The sequence below is a fragment of the Wenzhouxiangella indolica genome (assembly GCF_042310355.1).
GTDB lineage: Bacteria > Pseudomonadota > Gammaproteobacteria > Xanthomonadales > Wenzhouxiangellaceae > Wenzhouxiangella.
The window spans coordinates 54,941-70,943 of record NZ_JBHJMR010000015.1; the positions used below are offsets into that span (position 1 = coordinate 54,941).

Consider the following 16,003-nt stretch of genomic DNA (forward strand, 5'->3'; position numbering starts at 1 on the left):
GGCGAGCCGGAAAGCGTTCATCTGCGGCGTTCTGTCTCTTGAAAATGGCCCCACCATTCCCTGCGAGACAGGCCTTGCAGCTAAACGCTTTCCGACTCGCTATAAGTTACAGAATGAGTGACGGGGTACACTAAAGGAATGCAGATGTCTATCGGACTGATCACCGCCGCCTACGTTGTCGCGGCCGTACTCTTCATCCTTGCGCTGGGCGGGCTCGCCAACCAGGAAAAGGCCAAGCGCGCCATCTGGTACGGCATTGTCGGCATGCTGCTGGCCGTCGTCGCGACCATCGGCACGCCGGGCGTGGGCCAGTACCCGCTGATCGCGCTGCTGGTGGCCATCGGCGGGGTCGTCGGCTGGTTCGTCGCCAAGCGCGTACAGATGACGCAGATGCCCGAGCTGGTCGCCGGCTTCCACAGCCTGGTCGGCCTGGCTGCGGTGTTCATCGGCATCAACGCGCACCTGGAAATGACCGTGGCGCTGGCCGCCAAGGACGCCGGTACGGTCGCCGAGCTGGCCGGTTTCGCCGCCACCATCGCCAAGAAGACGGCGGTGGAGCTCAACATCCTCAAGGTCGAGCTGTTTCTCGGCATCCTAATCGGGGCGATTACCTTTACCGGGTCGATCATCGCCTACGGCAAGTTGTCGGGAAAACTCAGTTCCGCGGCGCTGACGCTGCCGGGCCGCCACCTGCTCAACCTGACCGCCATCATTGCCTGCCTGGTGCTGGGCGGGCTTTATCTGGGCGGCGCGGGCCTGTGGACGATGATCGCCGTGGCCGTCATCGCCGGCCTGATCGGCTGCCACCTGATCATGGCCATCGGCGGGGCCGACATGCCCGTGGTGGTGTCGATGCTCAACTCCTATTCGGGCTGGGCCGCCGCGGCCATCGGCTTTACCCTGGGCAACGATTTGCTGATCGTCACCGGCGCGCTGGTCGGCTCCTCGGGCGCCATCCTGTCCTACATCATGTGCAAGGGCATGAACCGCAGCTTCGTTTCGGTGATTCTCGGCGGCTGGGGCGGGGAGTCCAGCGGCTCGGCGGCGGTGGAGGGCGACATGGTCGCCGCCGACGCCGACGCGGTGGGCGCGGCGGTGAATGATGCCGACAGCGTCATCATCGTGCCCGGCTACGGCATGGCCGTCGCGCAGGCGCAGGCGGCCGTATCCGAGCTGACGAAAAAGCTGCGCGGCCAGGGCAAGTCCGTGCGCTTCGCCATCCACCCGGTGGCGGGCCGCCTGCCCGGCCACATGAACGTGCTGCTGGCCGAGGCCAAGGTGCCCTACGACATCGTCCTGGAGATGGAAGAAATCAACGAGGACTTCCCCGACACCGACGTGGTCATCATCATCGGCGCCAACGACATCGTGAACCCGGCCGCCCAGGACGACCCGGGCAGCCCCATCGCCGGCATGCCGGTGCTCGAAGTCTGGAAGGCGCGCCAGGTGTTCGTGTGCAAGCGCGGCAGCGGTACCGGCTATTCCGGCATCGAAAACCCGCTGTTCTTCAAGGACAACACGCGCATGTTCTACGGCGACGCCAAGGCTTCCATGGAAGCCCTGCTCAAGGAGCTGGGCTGATCGAGGCCGCCCCGACGGCGCGCGTCGTTTGAACCCCCGAACCGCCCCCGCTACACTGACTGCGGGGACGCGGCTGCGGCACGGGCCATGGCGGTAGCGTGTCCAAAGCTCACATCCCGTCCATCGGGCTCCTGGCGCCCATCGCCCCGCGATTGATCACGTGCGTGTAGATCATCGTGGTGCGCACGTCCGAATGCCCCAGCAACTGCTGCACCGTCCGGATATCTGCGCCCGACTCCAGCAGGTGCGTGGCGAAGCTATGGCGGAAGGCGTGGCAGGTGACGGGCTTCCGGATCCCGCAGTCACGAGCCGCCCGCTTGACCGCCTTCTGCACGGTTGTGCCGAACAGGTGATGACGACCCACCTGGCCTGAACGCGGATCCATCGCCAGCCGCCGTGACGGAAACACGAACTGCCAGGCGGGCTCGAATCGCGCATTGGGATACTTGCGGTCGAGCGCATGGGGCAAGACGACGCCACCGCGACCGAGCTTTCGATCCAGCGCCAACAATTCCAGCGACTGATCGATCTGCAGCTGCAGGCCGTCGCGACAGGCATCGGCCAGAACCGTCACCCGATCCTTCGCGCCCTTGCCGTCGCGGATGACGAGTTCGCGCCGCTTCAAATCCACATCCTTGATGCGCAGCCGCAAGGCTTCGGTCAGACGAAGCCCTGATCCGTAAAGCAGCTTGACAACCAGATCCTGGGGCACCGGCAGCCGCGCCATGATCATACGCACCTCGTCGCGCTCCAGCACAACCGGCATGCGCGCGGGCTTCTTGGCGCGAACCACATCATCCAGCCAGGGCAACTCGATCTTGAGGACATCCCGGTACAAGAACAGAACCGCCGAGAGCGCCAGATTCTGAGTCGAAGCTGCAACATTCCGGTCCACAGCAAGATAGGTCAGGAAAGCCTCGAGCTCCCGCTTGCCCATATCCGCCGGATGCTTTTTGCCGTGAAACAGAATGAACCGGCGAACCCAGTGAACGTACGACTCCTCCGTCCGATAGCTGTAGTGGCGCGCTCGAATCGACTCGCGCAACTGATCCAGTAGCTTTTTGGCCATTACTCCTCAACCCAGATAAAACCTATCCAGATTGAAAACCAAACGGCGTCAGTACAGAATCAGAACCACGCGCGAATTCAGGTAGGAAATTTGCGCGTTAAACGGACAAATGTCATATTCCAGGCGGGCAGGCGGCAAGCGAAATGATTGATTTCATGGCAAATCCGCTCCAAACACTCCCCAAAAGCGGAGTTAAAGCGAAATTCGCCCCCCGAAACCGCCGACCAACACTTTTTTCACCTAGTTCTTAGTTAGCTGTTGGAATGAGTATTCTTAGATCTGCATCGGTGAACGGCCAGAACGGGGTAGTTGGTAGCTCCCGCTGTGCCACGGGCGCCGCGCCAGTCTTAAAGCTCGGGCGTAGTAGCCGGGATCGGCGCTGCCGATTCCTGGCGTGCAGTCCGAAGGGCTATGCCTTCGTCGCTTCTACCCGGAAAGGTCGCAGCGGCGTCCGGCTATCTGCCAGTCGAAAACTGGGGCGGGCTTCGATCAGCCGCTGGGGCGCTTTTGCGGAAAATGCCCCTTCCACAGCTAACAAGTCGCTCAAGTACGTTCCGGCCCTTCGGGCCTCCACCGGACGCGGCTAAAGCCGCGCCGCTTAGCTCAGACGTTATGAGTAAGGCTACTTTCATTTTTGCGGGACTTGTCCTCTCCCTGATCTGTTCCGCTGCAACTGGCACAACCATACATTGGGAGTCCTTGTATCCCGATGAGGCAGCCCGAGAATGTATCGAGGGCGAGGTCACCTTAACCTACGAGGTGGGTCCTGAAAGCCTACCCGTTGACATTCAGGTGGTAGCTTCAGAGCCGGAAGGCGTGTTTGACCAAACCGCAGTTCGGGCACTCTCGCGCTGGACGCAGAGTGACCCTCGCGGCACGCTAAAGAGAGAAACCATTGAGTTCAGGATTGACGACCATAGTGAGTGCAACTCATAACAAGTCGCTCAAGTACGTTCCGGCCCTTCGGGCCTCCACCGGACGCGGCTAAAGCCGCGCCGCTTAGCTCAGACGTTAGCTGTTGGAATGAGTATTCTTAGATCTGCATTGGTGAACGGCCAGAGCGGGGTAGTTGGTAGCTCCCGCTGTGCCACGGGCGCCGCGCCAGTCTTAAAGCTCGGGCGTAGTAGCCGGGATCGGCGCTGCCGATTCTTGGCGTGCACTCCGAAGGGCTATGCCTTCGTCACTTTTACCCGGAAACGTCGCAGCGGCGTCCGGCTATCTGCCAGTCGAAAACTAGGGCGGGCTTCGATCAGCGGCTGGGGCGCTTTTGCGGAAAATACCCCTTCCACAGCTAACAAGTCGCTCAAGTACGTTCCGGCCCTTCGGGCCTCCACCGGACGCGGCTAACGCCGCGCCGCTTAGCTCAGACGTTAGCTGTTGGAATGAGTGTTTGTAGATCTGCATCGGAGAACGGCCAGAGTGGGGCAGTTGGTAGCCCCCGCTCTGCCACGGGTGCCGCGACAGATTCGAGGCGTGGAGTTGCTAGCCCGGCTGAGCGTCGCCGCTTCTTGGTTTGCAGCCCGGAGGGTTACCTGCCTGCCGCTTCTGCCGGGATAGGGCTCTGCCGCTTCAGGTTGTTCGCCAGTCGAGCACCGGGGCGGGCTTCGCTCGCCCGCTGCGGCGCCTTGGCGGCAAGTGGCTCCTCCACAGCTAACAAGTCGCTCAAGTACGCTCCGGCCCTTTCGGGCCTCCGCCGGACGCAGCAAAGCTGCGCCGCTTAGCTCAGACGTTAGCTGTTGGAATGAGTGTTCTTAGAACGGCATCGGAGAACGGCCAGAGTGGTGCATTTGGTAGCTGCGGCCGTGCCACGCGCGCCACGGCGGCTTCCAAGCGCGGAGGTGATAGCCTGGCTCGACGTTGCCACTTTCTCGTTGGTAGTCCGGCGGGCTATGCGACTGCTGCTTCTGCCCGGAAACGCCGCAGCCGCGTCTGGTTGTTTGCCAGTCGAGTACCGGGGCGGGCTTCGCTCGGTGGCCGGGGCGCTGTCCTCTTGAATGCCCCTTCCACAGCTAACAAGTCGCTCAAGTACGTTCCGGCCCTTCGGGCCTCCACCGGACGCAGCTAAAGCTGCGCCGCTTAGCTCAGACGTTAAATGGCAGACAGAGACACCATACTGACTTGGCTCGCTTGGATTGCGTTTGCGGCCATGTTAATTGGATTCGTTTGGACAATCTATTTTCATGCAGTGATTTTTATGGAGGTCTCGAACCACGCAGAGGCTGCTAACAGACATAACACGTTCATGTGGAGTCTGTTGCTTCTCGATATTCCATTCGTTGCGTATTTGATCACGGAGCAAAGACTCAATCCCAGTAGCAAGGCTTTGTGGATTCTAGTCGCCTGCCTTGTCCCGCTCCTCGGATGGGTGGCATGTTGGTACTCGCGCATGCTTCCACATATTAGGGATGGCAAAGCTGATGCCACTTAACAAATCGCTCAAGTACGTTCCGGCCCTTCGGGCCTCCACCGGACGCGGCTAAAGCCGCGCCGCTTAGCTCAGACGTTACATGTGCATTTCATGAATAGACTCCTCCTCGCCTTCGTGCTTGCTACGCTAATGCTTGATGCGTTTGCGTGCTCCGGCTCAAGGCCGAATACGATCGAGACCTTTGAGCGAGCCGACCGTGTTTTCCGAGCTAAGATCATAGCCACTGAGCTTAAGCTGGAGGAGTTTGAAGGCGAGAGTCGCGAGGTCGTCCATGCTACTTACGACCTGCTGGAGTCTTACAAGGGCGAGAATCCCCAGAACGGTCTACTTAAAGAGCTTCCTTTCGCTCCCGGCAACTGCATGCTTGGCCTGCTCACTGGGGTGGAATATGTAGTCTTTCTAAAAGATAGTCTGTACGTGACCATGCCGAGTGGATCTTGGGCCTACATCAATGCCGAGGGCTCCGATGTGGCGCCGGAACTAGAAAAACTACGGGCTTTTGCCGATGACATGTAACAAGTCGCTCAAGTACGTTCCGGCCCTTCGGGCCTCCACCGGACGCGGCTAAAGCCGCGCCGCTTAGCTCAGACGTTAGGTGCTTATCCAGTCAGGAGAGGAGCTCATGAACAGAATCCTAGTTTTCCTATTCATCCTTGGGTCCGCATTCCTTCTTCTAGGGGCTAGTAGTACTGAGCGCCCTTCACTTGCTTCTTGCGGCGCGCATCTTCCGCCAGGCTCTCAGTACTCGGTCGAGCTTGAGGCCTCATGGGACCGTCGCCCAGGCTCGATGGGTAATAACATTATGATCACATTGAGGAACGATGAAACCGGCAAGGCGCCTGAGGCACTTACTGATGAGCTGCAACGTTTTGCAGAATGTGCAAGAGTCGCGGTGGGGGTTTAGTCATAGCGGCAACACCTAACAAATCGCTCAAGTACGTTCCGGCCCTTCGGGCCTCCACCGGACGCGGCTAAAGCCGCGCCGCTTAGCTCAGACGTTATGTTGCTGTAACTGAATCCAATAAGGAGGTAAACATGGATCTTTCGGATCGGACGGATGACTACCTAATCAAAACCTACTGCCACCTCGTAAAAAATATGGTGCCCCAGAATGAGAGAAACATGCGGGATTTTCCGCCGGAGGAAATGTGGCATGGAGTGCGAGATGCCCTGATCAAATCTATAACAAAGGTTTCAAAAGAACTTGCCAATAGAAACATAGAGTCGGAAAGCCTGGACTGCGAAACACTAAAACTTTGATGTTTTTACATAGCGGAGAGCAACATAACAAGTCGCTCAAGTACGTTCCGGCCCTAACGGGCCTCCACCGGACGCGCCAGAGGCGCGCCGCTTAGCTCAGACGTTAGCTGTTGGAATGAGTATTTGTAGCTCTGCCCCAAAGAACGGCCAGAGCGGAGCAGTTGGTAGCTTACGCCGTGCCACGGGCGCCGTGCCAGTTCTCAGGCTCGGGCCTAGTAGCCGGCCTCAGCGTTGCCGCTTCCTGGCATGCAGTCCGGAGGGGTATGGCTTCGCCGCTCTTTCCCGGAAAGGCCGCAGTATCGCCCCGCTTTCTGCCAATCGAGTACTGGGGCGGGCTTTGATCAGCGGCGGGGGCGGTCTTGCCGAGAATGCCCCTTCCACAGCTAACAAGTCGCTCAAGTACGTTCCGGCCCTTCGGGCCTCCACCGGACGCGGCTAAAGCCGCGCCGCTTAGCTCAGACGTTATCGCACTTGTGCTTTTCAGTATCTGGCCTGTTGCCATCCGGGAAGGAGGAGTCACTCGGCGGTTCGTGCCACCAGAAGGCGCGCTGCAAGCTGGTCGGGTTCGCCTTTGCGGCTTTGGAAACTACGTGCCAGTTTCGGCTTTCCAGACCCCTGGGCATAGAGGCTTCGATTGGAAACCTCGTTGCCAAACTGGCAGAATCCAGCCATGAGCAGAGGTGGCGCTTCAGCTTCCGGTGGTTCCAGCCGGCTGGCTCTTCGGTCAGGCGTTCCCAGGCCTTCGTTCTGGCCAGCGGCTTCGCTCCAGGCCGCACCCCTCGCCAAAGCTGGCGGGTGGTTTCGCTTCCAGCGGCTTCGGCCCGAAAACAAGCGGCAAGATCGAGCACTCTGGAATCCGTTAAATTTCAACATAGCTCGTGCCATAACAAAGCCTTCAACCCGACGCCGGATAACGTGGTGGCCGGCAAAGCCGGGTTGGGCATGTGCCGGCGCGGGTTAAGGCAAACGTTATAGCACTTGTGCTTTTCAGCATCTGGCCTGTTGCCATCCGGCGAGGAGGAGTTTCTCGCAATTTCGTGCCAGCGGCAAGCGCGCAGCAATCTGGTCGGGTTCGCCTATGCGGCATCAGAAACTACGTACAAGCTTCGGGCAGCCAGGCTGCTGGGCGTCGAGGCTTCGATTGGAAACCTGGTTGCCAAACTGTCAGAATCGAGCCATGAGCAGTGGTGGCGCTTCACGTTCCTGCGGTTTTATCTGGTTGGCCCTTCGGTCAGGTATTCCCAGTCCTTCGTTCTGGCCAGCGGCTTCGCTCCAGGCCGCACCCTTCGCCAAAGCTGGCGGGTCGTTTCGCTTCCGGCGGCTTTGGCCTGAAAACAAGCGGCAACATCGAGCACTCTGGAATCCGCAAAATTTCAACATAGCTCGTGCCATAACAAAGCCTTCAACCCGACGCCGGATAAAGTGGTGGCCGGCAAAGCCGGGTTGGGCATGTGCCGGCGCGGGTTAAGGCAAACGTTATGTGTGACTCATGATACTTATTGCTCTCGAAATCTTCGTTCTCTTATTAGTGTTGGTGGCGGTTTTTACATGGATTTCCCATGGCTGGATTGCCATTGTTTTCGGTCTTTTGCTGTCCTTCGCAATAGGATGGGGCTTGGTTTCCGCTCAACTGAGCAATGATCTTAGGTCGCTAGTCCGGGTGCCAGGCGCAAAGTCTTCTGTCGTCAACATCACCGCGGTTTACGAGAATCCTGCGCAACACAAGGAATTTATCAAGCTCAATTGGCTGATAAGCACCAATATTCAGTGGGGTTGGCTAATATGGAGCCTATTTTTGGCACTTGCTTATTGTGCTGCGATTTTGCTTCGGAGATACCTGGAAGTTCCGCACACATAACAAATCGCTCAAGTACGTTCCGGCCCTTCGGGCCTCCACCGGACGCGGCTAAAGCCGCGCCGCTTAGCTCAGACGTTAGCTGTTGGAATGAGTATTCTTAGATCTGCATCGGTGAACGGCCAGAGCGGGGTAGTTGGTAGCTCCCGCTGTGCCACGGGCGCCGCGCCAGTCTTAAAGCTCGGGCGTAGTAGCCGGGAGCGGCGCTGCCGATTCCTGGCGCGCAGTCCGAAGGGCTATGCCTTTGTCGCTTTTACCCGGAATGGTCGCAGCGGCGTCCGGCTATCTCCCAGTCGAAAACTGGGGCGGGCTTCGATCAGCGGCTGGGGCGCTTTTGGGGAGAATGCCCCTTCCACAGCTAACAAATCGCTCAAGTTCGTTCCGGCCCTTCGGGCCTCCACCGGACGCGGCTAACGCCGCGCCGCTTAGCTCAGACGTTAGCTGTTGGAATGAGTCTCTTAAGAATGGTAACGGAGAACGGCCAGACGGCGGCAGTTGGTAGCCGCCGCCGTGCCACGGGCGCGTTGGCAGCTTCCAGGGCCGGAGGCGCTAGCCGGTCTTGGCGCTGCCTCTTTCTGGCTCGCAGCCGGGTAGGTAGGGTGCCGTGGCGCTTTCGCCCGGAAATGCCGCAGCGGCGTCTTGCTCTCTGCCAGTCGAGCACTGAGGCGGGCTTCGTTCGCGCGCAGGGGCGCATTTGCCACAAATGCCCCTTCCACAGCTAACAAGTCGCTCAAGTACGTTCCGGCCCTTCGGGCCTCCACCGGACGCAGCTAAAGCTGCGCCGCTTAGCTCAGACGTTAGCTGTTGGAATGAGTATTTGTAGATCTGCGTCGGAGAACGGCCAGAGCGGGGCAGTTGGTAGACCCCGCCGTGCCACGGGCGCCACGGCACCTGCCAATCGTGTAGTCGCTAGCCTGGTAAGGCGTCGCCACTTCCTGGTGAGCAGTCCGGAGGGTCGCGTGCCTCCCGCTTCTGCCCGGATAGGCTGCCGCCGCGTCCGGCTCTCTGCCCCTCGAGGGTTGGGGCGGGCTTCGGGCGGCAGCCGTGGCGCCGCTACGGCGAACGAGTCCTCCACAGCTAACAAATCGCTCAAGTACGTTCCGGCCCTTCGGGCCTCCACCGGACGCGGCTAAAGCCGCGCCGCTTAGCTCAGACGTTAGTCCTCAGGGAGGAGGTATCCAGTGGAGCGGCGTAATTCAACCATAGCGGTGGTTCTTCTGTCGGTGATCCTTCACTCCGGATGCGCGCTTAATGAACGAACGGAGCTTGGCCACACCGCGGCACAGATCAAAACTGCATGTGAGAATCCAGAGCTCTCGATTCCGGTTAGGGGGCTAGGCGGCATATTCTGGATCCCAGGCCACTTCTCCCTGTCCGGCCGCGCGGGCCGCGATTACGCACGCTATCACTCTGAGTGTCGCCCTTGGATAACTGATGACCCCGCTTCATTGGAAAAAGTTGATGGTGAGGTGAGCGTCGGAGATCGAGAGTATTGCCAAGTATGCGGAATCGAAAAACTGGCAGAACTAGATGCTAAAAATATCCAAAGCGAAAGTTCGTTCGGGCTTCAGATTGTGCAATTCGAAATTCCCGTAGACGGCGAGGCGGTGCCTATCACTGTAATCTACGACAAGAAAACGTTTGTCCAAATCGTCGCAGATAGAACTCAATTTTGGAGGAAAAGCCTGCGGTATATGGAGAATTTCGACGCATATATCAACACGGTATCCGAGCGCTTGAGCAATAGATCAACTGATGACTAACAAGTCGCTCAAGTACGTTCCGGCCCTTCGGGCCTCCACCGGACGCGGCTAAAGCCGCGCCGCTTAGCTCAGACGTTAGGTAAACCCTTCTTCTAATGGGAATCGAGAGCTTTCTACTTTCAGCTGTCCTGATAATGATTTTGGTGTCTGGCCTTAAGGTTACCGCCGAGTCCGAGCGGTTCGCGGTGGTCGCTGCCGGGCGGCTTGTCAGGCTTGCGGGGCCCGGTCTCTCATTTCGGCTCCCTGGGTCTGCACAGCAGTGGACGCGGATCAAGCTTGGTGACTCCGGAAAGTACTTGGGAGACGGACTAGCCGAAATCAACGGAGCAACTGTTCCCGTATCGGACGAAGACCTGCGGCCTGGAGATTCTGTGAAAGTGACCTCGTTTAAGGATAATTCCGTTCGGGTATCCGGCGAGCCCTAGCACTCCACTTCCAGAGCTTGGCAGGAAGCTTTATGAACCGTTTACCTAACAAATCGCTCAAGTACGTTCCGGCCCTTCGGGCCTCCACCGGACGCAGCTAAAGCTGCGCCGCTTAGCTCAGACGTTAGCTGTTGGAATGAGTATTTCTAGATCTGCATCGGTGGACGGCCAGGGCGGGGCGGTTGATAGCACCCGCTGTGCCACGGTTGCCGCGGCAGATTCGAGGCGTGGAGTTGCTAGCCCGGCTCAGCGTCGCCGCTTCTTGGTTTGCAGCCCGGAGGGTCGCCTGCCTGCCGCTTGTGCCGGGATAGGCCGCTGCCGAATCTGGTTCTCTGCCTGTCGAGGGCCGGGGCGGGCTTCGCTCGCCGGTTGCGGCGCCCTGGCGGTAAGCGACCCCTCCACAGCTAACAAGTCGCTCAAGTACGTTCCGGCCCTTCGGGCCTCCACCGGACGCGGCTAAAGCCGCGCCGCTTAGCTCAGACGTTATACCGCATGATCTTTGCCATTGAAACGGAGGAACGGTCTTTCCACGCTTTCAAAACTGAAGAAGAAGCAACTTCCTATTGTGAGGGACTTGATGTCGAGGCAGCCGTCTGGCTTTTCTGGGATGCTCGAGGGGCGCCATTGGAGCCACACTTTTCCACCCCAAACAAACGTGGCCTATTTGTTGTCCGAAATGGGGAGTATTCTCTCGCGCCCGCCTCGGAGGATCATCACTCTGATTTGTCTGAGGCACTTCGTGAAGTAGTTAGCTTTGAATCTCCAGCGCCCCTGAATTCCTTGCAAGGAGTTCTAGACTACATTGGGATGAAGAGAGAATAGCTAGATTGGTGTGCGGTATAACAAATCGCTCAAGTACGTTCCGGCCCTCCGGGCCTCCACCGGACGCGGCTAAAGCCGCGCCGCTTAGCTCAGACGTTATGCGGCCCCAGTAATAAAGGTATGAAAACGACCCGCTACTTCGACACCACTCGAGATCGCCCCGATCGTGCCGAAATACGGGACGAGTGGATTCAGCAGACAGTAGAACGCCCGGAGTACGAGCATGTCCAATCTGACGGGCGGGTTCGATTGTGGGCCCAGATTCCGGAGGCTGGCGGGCGCTATCTCCGAGTGGTTTTGCTTGCGGACCGGGAGACAGTCCATAATGCATTCTTCGATCGAGGATTTAAGCCATGAAAGTCCAGTATTTTGAAGACACGGACACCCTCTACATCGAGTTCCAGGGCCGAGAGATCTCGGAGACCCGAGACTTGGATGAGAACACCCTCCTTGACCTGGACTCCGACGGGAATGTTTGCGCGATTACCTTCGAGCACGCCAGTCAAAGAACCGATATTAGTCATTTGCAAGTAGAAGGCATAGCCGCATAACAAATCGCTCAAGTACGTTCCGGCCCTTCGGGCCTCCACCGGACGCGGCTAAAGCCGCGCCGCTTAGCTCAGACGTTATAGGAGTTTGTGATTCTTAGAACCGTAGCGTCTTTAGTAAGTGCCCTCGGTATCGCTCTTGCTATTGTGGGAATCTTGGCGCTGCTAGTCCAAGCCGAGCCCATCCCGCTCGACAATAGGCCTCCCGAACATGAGTCCATCCTGGTTTCGGGAATATTGATGAAATTGCCATCCGGAGAACTCTGCCGACATACCTACGGTGGCGAAGTTCGCGTTTTGGATTCCTCGTCTAGTCCAGTCACCGATGCCCGGATTGACTTGGTCCTCTCTCATGAGATTGCCGATTCTGAACAGCGGATTTTGGTGTTGAACCGAACGACAACATTGACCGGACACGCGCACATCAGAGAATGTTTTTGGAACAGAGTCGACTGGGAATCAGCCATACTTCATGTATCAAAGCAGGGGTACAGGAGTTACACCGAAAGCGTGGAGCCCACTTGGCAGAGAGTAAAAGACGTGGAATTAGACAAGCACTCCTATAACAAATCGCTCAAGTACGTTCCGGCCCTCCGGGCCTCCACCGGACGCGGCTAAAGCCGCGCCGCTTAGCTCAAACGTTATAGCACTTGTGCTTTTCAGTATCCGGCTCGTTGCCAAACGTCGAGCAGTCGATTCGCCTAGCTCCCTGCGGGCAGCGAGTCAGGGGCAGCGTCAAGCGGTAAAGTGTGCTGCCCTCTCAACCCACCAACCGGCTTCCGGCTGCCCCTGCCGCAATCTTCGCGGCTTCGAGCGGAAAGCTGGTTGCCAAACTGGCAGAATAGGAGCATGAGGTTCGGTGGTGCGTCAGGTAGTGGTGGCTTCAGCGAGCTGGCCCTTCGGCAAGCCTTTGCCATGGCTTCGCCCAGGCAAGTGCCTTCGCTCCAGTCGGGTCCGTTCGGCGAAGACTGGAGAAGGCTTCAAGCTACCCGACTTCGGCCTCAAAACAACGGCAAGAACCAGGTGCTCTGGAATCCACCACAACCCAATCAACCCCGTGCCATAACAAAGCCTTCAACCGGACGCGGGGTAAGCTGGTGGCCGGCAAAGCCGGGTTGGGATTGCGGGCGCGCCGGTTAAGGAAAACGTTAACCATGCATCGAGGGCCTATCGTAATAGTTGTGTTTCTCCTAATTGGTTGCTTGGGACAAATTCGCGATGATTTTGGTAGTAAGCGGGACGTTGGGGAAATGATGCGGACCGCTTGCGTTTCAGTCGAAAACTTCGCTTCCCAACTACGAGCGGCACCTAAGATGCATGGTGCCGATTCCTTTGTGGGCTACTATGACTACGGTGTGGGGATGCCTCGTGGGGATACATTTCTTGTCGTGCCGATACCGAATCCAGCCCAATCCTCTCTGGTAGAAATCCTCCAGGCCACTAGCCCACGTAAAGAGTCTCTTTGGCGCGAGGTGGAGCTTGTAGGTGGAGATTCCAGTACTGACGAACCTTTCGAGGCCGTAGTGCCGGCGAAGAAACGCCATCCGTCACCTAATAGCACAATCGTTGAACGTGAGGCCGTGCTCATAAGGGGAGGCTTTAAAGAGGCTTGCGGGAAACACTATCTAGTCGCTGTTCTCGCAAATCCGCTGTTCTCGATTGAGGATGAGTGGCCAAAACTTCGGGAGAGCTATACAAAATTCAACTCCAGCCTTAGGTGGCCGGACTGAAGCATGGTTAACAAATCGCTCAAGTACGTTCCGGGCCTTTCGGCCCTCCACCGGACGCGCTTACGCGCGCCGCTTAGCTAAATCGTTATGTGAATACTGGGGAAACTGAGTGGAAGAAATCCTCGAGGAGATAGGGAAGGGCTTCTTTCGGGCCGTAGGTTGGCTGCTTGCCGAGGTCCTTTTCGGAACGGTGTGTTATTGGGTTGGCTGGCCGGTGTGCCGGGCCTTTACACTTGGAACCTATCCGCGCTCTCGAAATCAGGTGCTTCCGGATTCGTGGGATCTTGAATCCTTCATATGCAGTTCGGTGGGGTTCATCCTCCTGCTGGCGCTCGGCCTCTACCTTGCGGGCGCATTCTCTTAGTGAGCGAATGTGTGCACCAGACTGATAAGCCGCATTCACATAACAAGTCGCTCAAGTCCGTTTCGGCCCTTTGGGCCTCCACCGGACGCGGCTAAAGCCGCGCCGCTTAGCTCAGACGTTAGCTGTTGGAATGAGTATTCTTAGATCAGCACTGGAGAACGGCCGGAACAGGGCAGTTGGTAGCTCCCACGGTGCCACGGGCGTCGCGGCAGCTTCGCGCTACGGAGCCGGGATCCTGGCTTGGCGGTGCCAATTTCGTGCGATCAGCCCGGAGGGCCGGGTGCTTGCGGCTTCTGCCGAGAGAGGCCGTAGCCGCGTCTGGTCGTTTGCCAGTCGAGTACCGGGGCGGGCTTCGTTCGCTGGCCGCGGCGCTTTTGCGGCGGCTGTATCTTCCACAGCTAACAAGTCGCTCAAGTACGTTCCGGCCCTTCGGGCCTCCACCGGACGCGGCTAAAGCCGCGCCGCTTAGCTCAGACGTTATGTGTAATGTATGAAGAACCGAGAAATCGACAATGCCGTTCTTGCTGAAGTGCAGCAAAGAATTGGGCGTCTTATAGATACGGATTCAGCGGATCTTCTTGCAATGCCGTCCGAACACCTGGAGAACTTGGATGTTGGGGGTAAAACGCTCAAGTTGGGTACCTACCGTGACCCGCTCCCCACTGGCGAGACTCTGATCATCGTTCAATGCAAGAACGAGAGATTTTTAGGTTACGGAAACATGATCGCAGAGGGTGTCGTGGTGGATAAGAGCGGACGGAAGCGGCCCGCAGAGCAGGAGCTAATGTGGGAGTATGTTTAAGCTCACACATAACACGTCGCTCAAGTACGTTCCGGCCCTTCGGGCCTCCACCGGACGCGGCTAAAGCCGCGCCGCTTAGCTCAGACGTTAAGTGTCTATTTTCAGAAAATCTGCGCTGGGTTTTGGTCTAGGTCATTTGCTGCTAGTGTTGCTAATGAGCTACTCGATAGCGACCAGCCAGGATCCGGTCGCGGTCATGACCTGGCTTTTTCTCGTGGCAATAGATTTTCCGGTTTCGGTAGGCTGGCTAATTCTCTCCAATTTCATCGATGGAAACGAGATTCTTAGCCGTAAAGACGCCTCGGGGACTTATAGCACTCTAAGGGACATAGACAATTTCTGGTTTCCTGCGCTCTACTTCGGAGTAATTGGGAGCGCTTGGTGGTACTTCATCGGCTGGGTCCTCTCAAAGACCTTCTGGGCAGCCGGAGAGGTCAGAGACACTTAACAAGTCGCTCAAGTACGTTCCGGCCCTTCGGGCCTCCACCGGACGCGGCTAAAGCCGCGCCGCTTAGCTCAGACGTTAGATTTATGAAGAACTCTTTACTTGCATTAATTCTGCTCAATATAAGCGGGCTCGCCAGCGGCATCAGTATCGAACCAAGCTCCTTGGAATCTGCGGTGTATCGAGCCGACGCGATTGCACACGTTCGAGTGACAGAGGGGCGGGCTTTGTTCTTTAGCCGCGATGAATTCGGGCGGGTAAGTCCATGTATGGGCATCTATAAAGCTGAAGTTCTCAATTTACTCAAAGGAGAGATTACCGAATCAGAGTTTGGGATAAACTTCAATCTAATGCTCACCCCCGGAAACGAGTATCTACTATTCTTGGACAATAAAGGCGGACTAGGTATTGAATACTCGATGTTTGAGACCGCCGACTACCAAGAGTGCATAGAAGGGCGTCCGTCGGTGATGGCTCGATGGCGGGCATCATCACTGGTCGAGTGGAAGCTTACGGATGGATCAGGGTGGATTCAAATGGCAACCGCTCCATATGGCGTTTTCCTTGAGCTTCCAAGGATGACTGATGAGGGGAAAGTGGTGTTCGAGGAGTATGTGGCGAGAATACAAAGCATCATTTCGGACCAAGCGAAAAACGGCTTCAGCAGGAATGATGGTGTCGAATAAATCTAACAAATCGCTCAAGTTCGTTCCGGCCCTATCGGGCCTCCACCGGACGCGGCTAAAGCCGCGCCGCTTAGCTCAGACGTTATAAGATCATGTACGAAAAGAACGAGCCATGGTCAAAGATCCGGGACTGTCCTGAGATTTGTGTAACTGCCCATTGATACGTACTGTAAATCAGGAGTTTATCAATGGACGCAGTAGTGGATGAAAAAAGGCTGAAGGAGC

General features: G+C 57.6%; 14 protein-coding genes. 12 read left to right on the forward strand and 2 right to left on the reverse strand.

What is annotated here, in order from left to right:
• Positions 1-144: 144 nt before the first annotated feature.
• The gene (locus tag ACDC67_RS13640; protein ID WP_376693992.1) at positions 145-1,581 is read left to right on the forward strand and encodes an NAD(P)(+) transhydrogenase (Re/Si-specific) subunit beta; all 1,437 of its coding nucleotides are present in this window, start codon (positions 145-147) and stop codon (positions 1,579-1,581) included.
• Positions 1,582-1,690: 109 nt separating this feature from the next.
• Here the strand turns inward: ACDC67_RS13640 and ACDC67_RS13645 are convergent, their stop codons facing one another.
• The gene (locus ACDC67_RS13645; RefSeq protein ID WP_376693994.1) at positions 1,691-2,650 is read right to left on the reverse strand and encodes an integron integrase; all 960 of its coding nucleotides are present in this window, start codon (positions 2,648-2,650) and stop codon (positions 1,691-1,693) included.
• A gap of 612 nt (positions 2,651-3,262) precedes the next feature.
• On the opposite strand from ACDC67_RS13645, the gene ACDC67_RS13650 reads away from it, so the two are divergent.
• The 3 genes from ACDC67_RS13650 to ACDC67_RS13660 all read left to right on the forward strand — a co-directional run bounded on the left by ACDC67_RS13650 (position 3,263) and on the right by ACDC67_RS13660 (position 5,594).
• Positions 3,263-3,586, forward strand: a complete 324-nt coding sequence (locus ACDC67_RS13650; protein WP_376693995.1) for a TonB family protein — start codon at positions 3,263-3,265, stop codon at positions 3,584-3,586.
• Between the two features lie 1,306 nt (positions 3,587-4,892).
• Complete coding sequence (locus ACDC67_RS13655) at positions 4,893-5,078, forward strand: PLDc N-terminal domain-containing protein (protein WP_376694019.1); 186 nt, start codon at positions 4,893-4,895, stop codon at positions 5,076-5,078.
• 90 nt (positions 5,079-5,168) lie between these two features.
• On the forward strand, positions 5,169-5,594 hold the full coding sequence (locus ACDC67_RS13660; protein ID WP_376693997.1) for a hypothetical protein: 426 nt from the start codon (positions 5,169-5,171) through the stop codon (positions 5,592-5,594).
• A 1,199-nt stretch (positions 5,595-6,793) separates the two neighbouring features.
• Here the strand turns inward: ACDC67_RS13660 and ACDC67_RS13665 are convergent.
• Positions 6,794-7,186 carry a hypothetical protein gene (locus ACDC67_RS13665; RefSeq protein WP_376693999.1) on the reverse strand — a complete coding sequence of 131 codons (393 nt, stop codon included), beginning with the start codon at positions 7,184-7,186 and terminating at the stop codon, positions 6,794-6,796.
• A 154-nt stretch (positions 7,187-7,340) separates the two neighbouring features.
• On the opposite strand from ACDC67_RS13665, the gene ACDC67_RS13670 reads away from it, so the two are divergent.
• The 8 genes from ACDC67_RS13670 (at position 7,341) to ACDC67_RS13705 (ending at position 15,778) form a co-directional block, all read left to right on the forward strand.
• A complete protein-coding gene (locus tag ACDC67_RS13670; protein WP_376694000.1) occupies positions 7,341-7,670 on the forward strand; it encodes a hypothetical protein in 330 nt (109 codons plus the stop codon).
• Positions 7,671-9,374: 1,704 nt separating this feature from the next.
• Complete coding sequence (locus tag ACDC67_RS13675) at positions 9,375-9,956, forward strand: hypothetical protein (protein WP_376694002.1); 582 nt, start codon at positions 9,375-9,377, stop codon at positions 9,954-9,956.
• Between the two features lie 1,600 nt (positions 9,957-11,556).
• A complete protein-coding gene (locus tag ACDC67_RS13680; protein WP_376694003.1) occupies positions 11,557-11,754 on the forward strand; it encodes a DUF2283 domain-containing protein in 198 nt (65 codons plus the stop codon).
• A 1,310-nt stretch (positions 11,755-13,064) separates the two neighbouring features.
• Positions 13,065-13,481: a hypothetical protein gene (locus ACDC67_RS13685; RefSeq protein ID WP_376694005.1), complete on the forward strand. Its 417-nt coding sequence runs from the start codon at positions 13,065-13,067 to the stop codon at positions 13,479-13,481.
• 109 nt (positions 13,482-13,590) lie between these two features.
• Entirely contained in the window at positions 13,591-13,845 is a 255-nt protein-coding gene (locus ACDC67_RS13690) for a hypothetical protein (RefSeq protein ID WP_376694006.1), read from the forward strand.
• A 490-nt stretch (positions 13,846-14,335) separates the two neighbouring features.
• Positions 14,336-14,647 (forward strand): hypothetical protein, encoded by a 312-nt coding sequence (locus tag ACDC67_RS13695; protein ID WP_376694008.1) that lies wholly within the window; start codon positions 14,336-14,338, stop codon positions 14,645-14,647.
• Positions 14,648-14,843: 196 nt separating this feature from the next.
• Positions 14,844-15,095: a hypothetical protein gene (locus ACDC67_RS13700; RefSeq protein ID WP_376694010.1), complete on the forward strand. Its 252-nt coding sequence runs from the start codon at positions 14,844-14,846 to the stop codon at positions 15,093-15,095.
• A gap of 83 nt (positions 15,096-15,178) precedes the next feature.
• Positions 15,179-15,778, forward strand: coding sequence for a hypothetical protein (locus ACDC67_RS13705; protein WP_376694012.1), 600 nt, complete (start codon positions 15,179-15,181; stop codon positions 15,776-15,778).
• Positions 15,779-16,003: the final 225 nt, after the last annotated feature.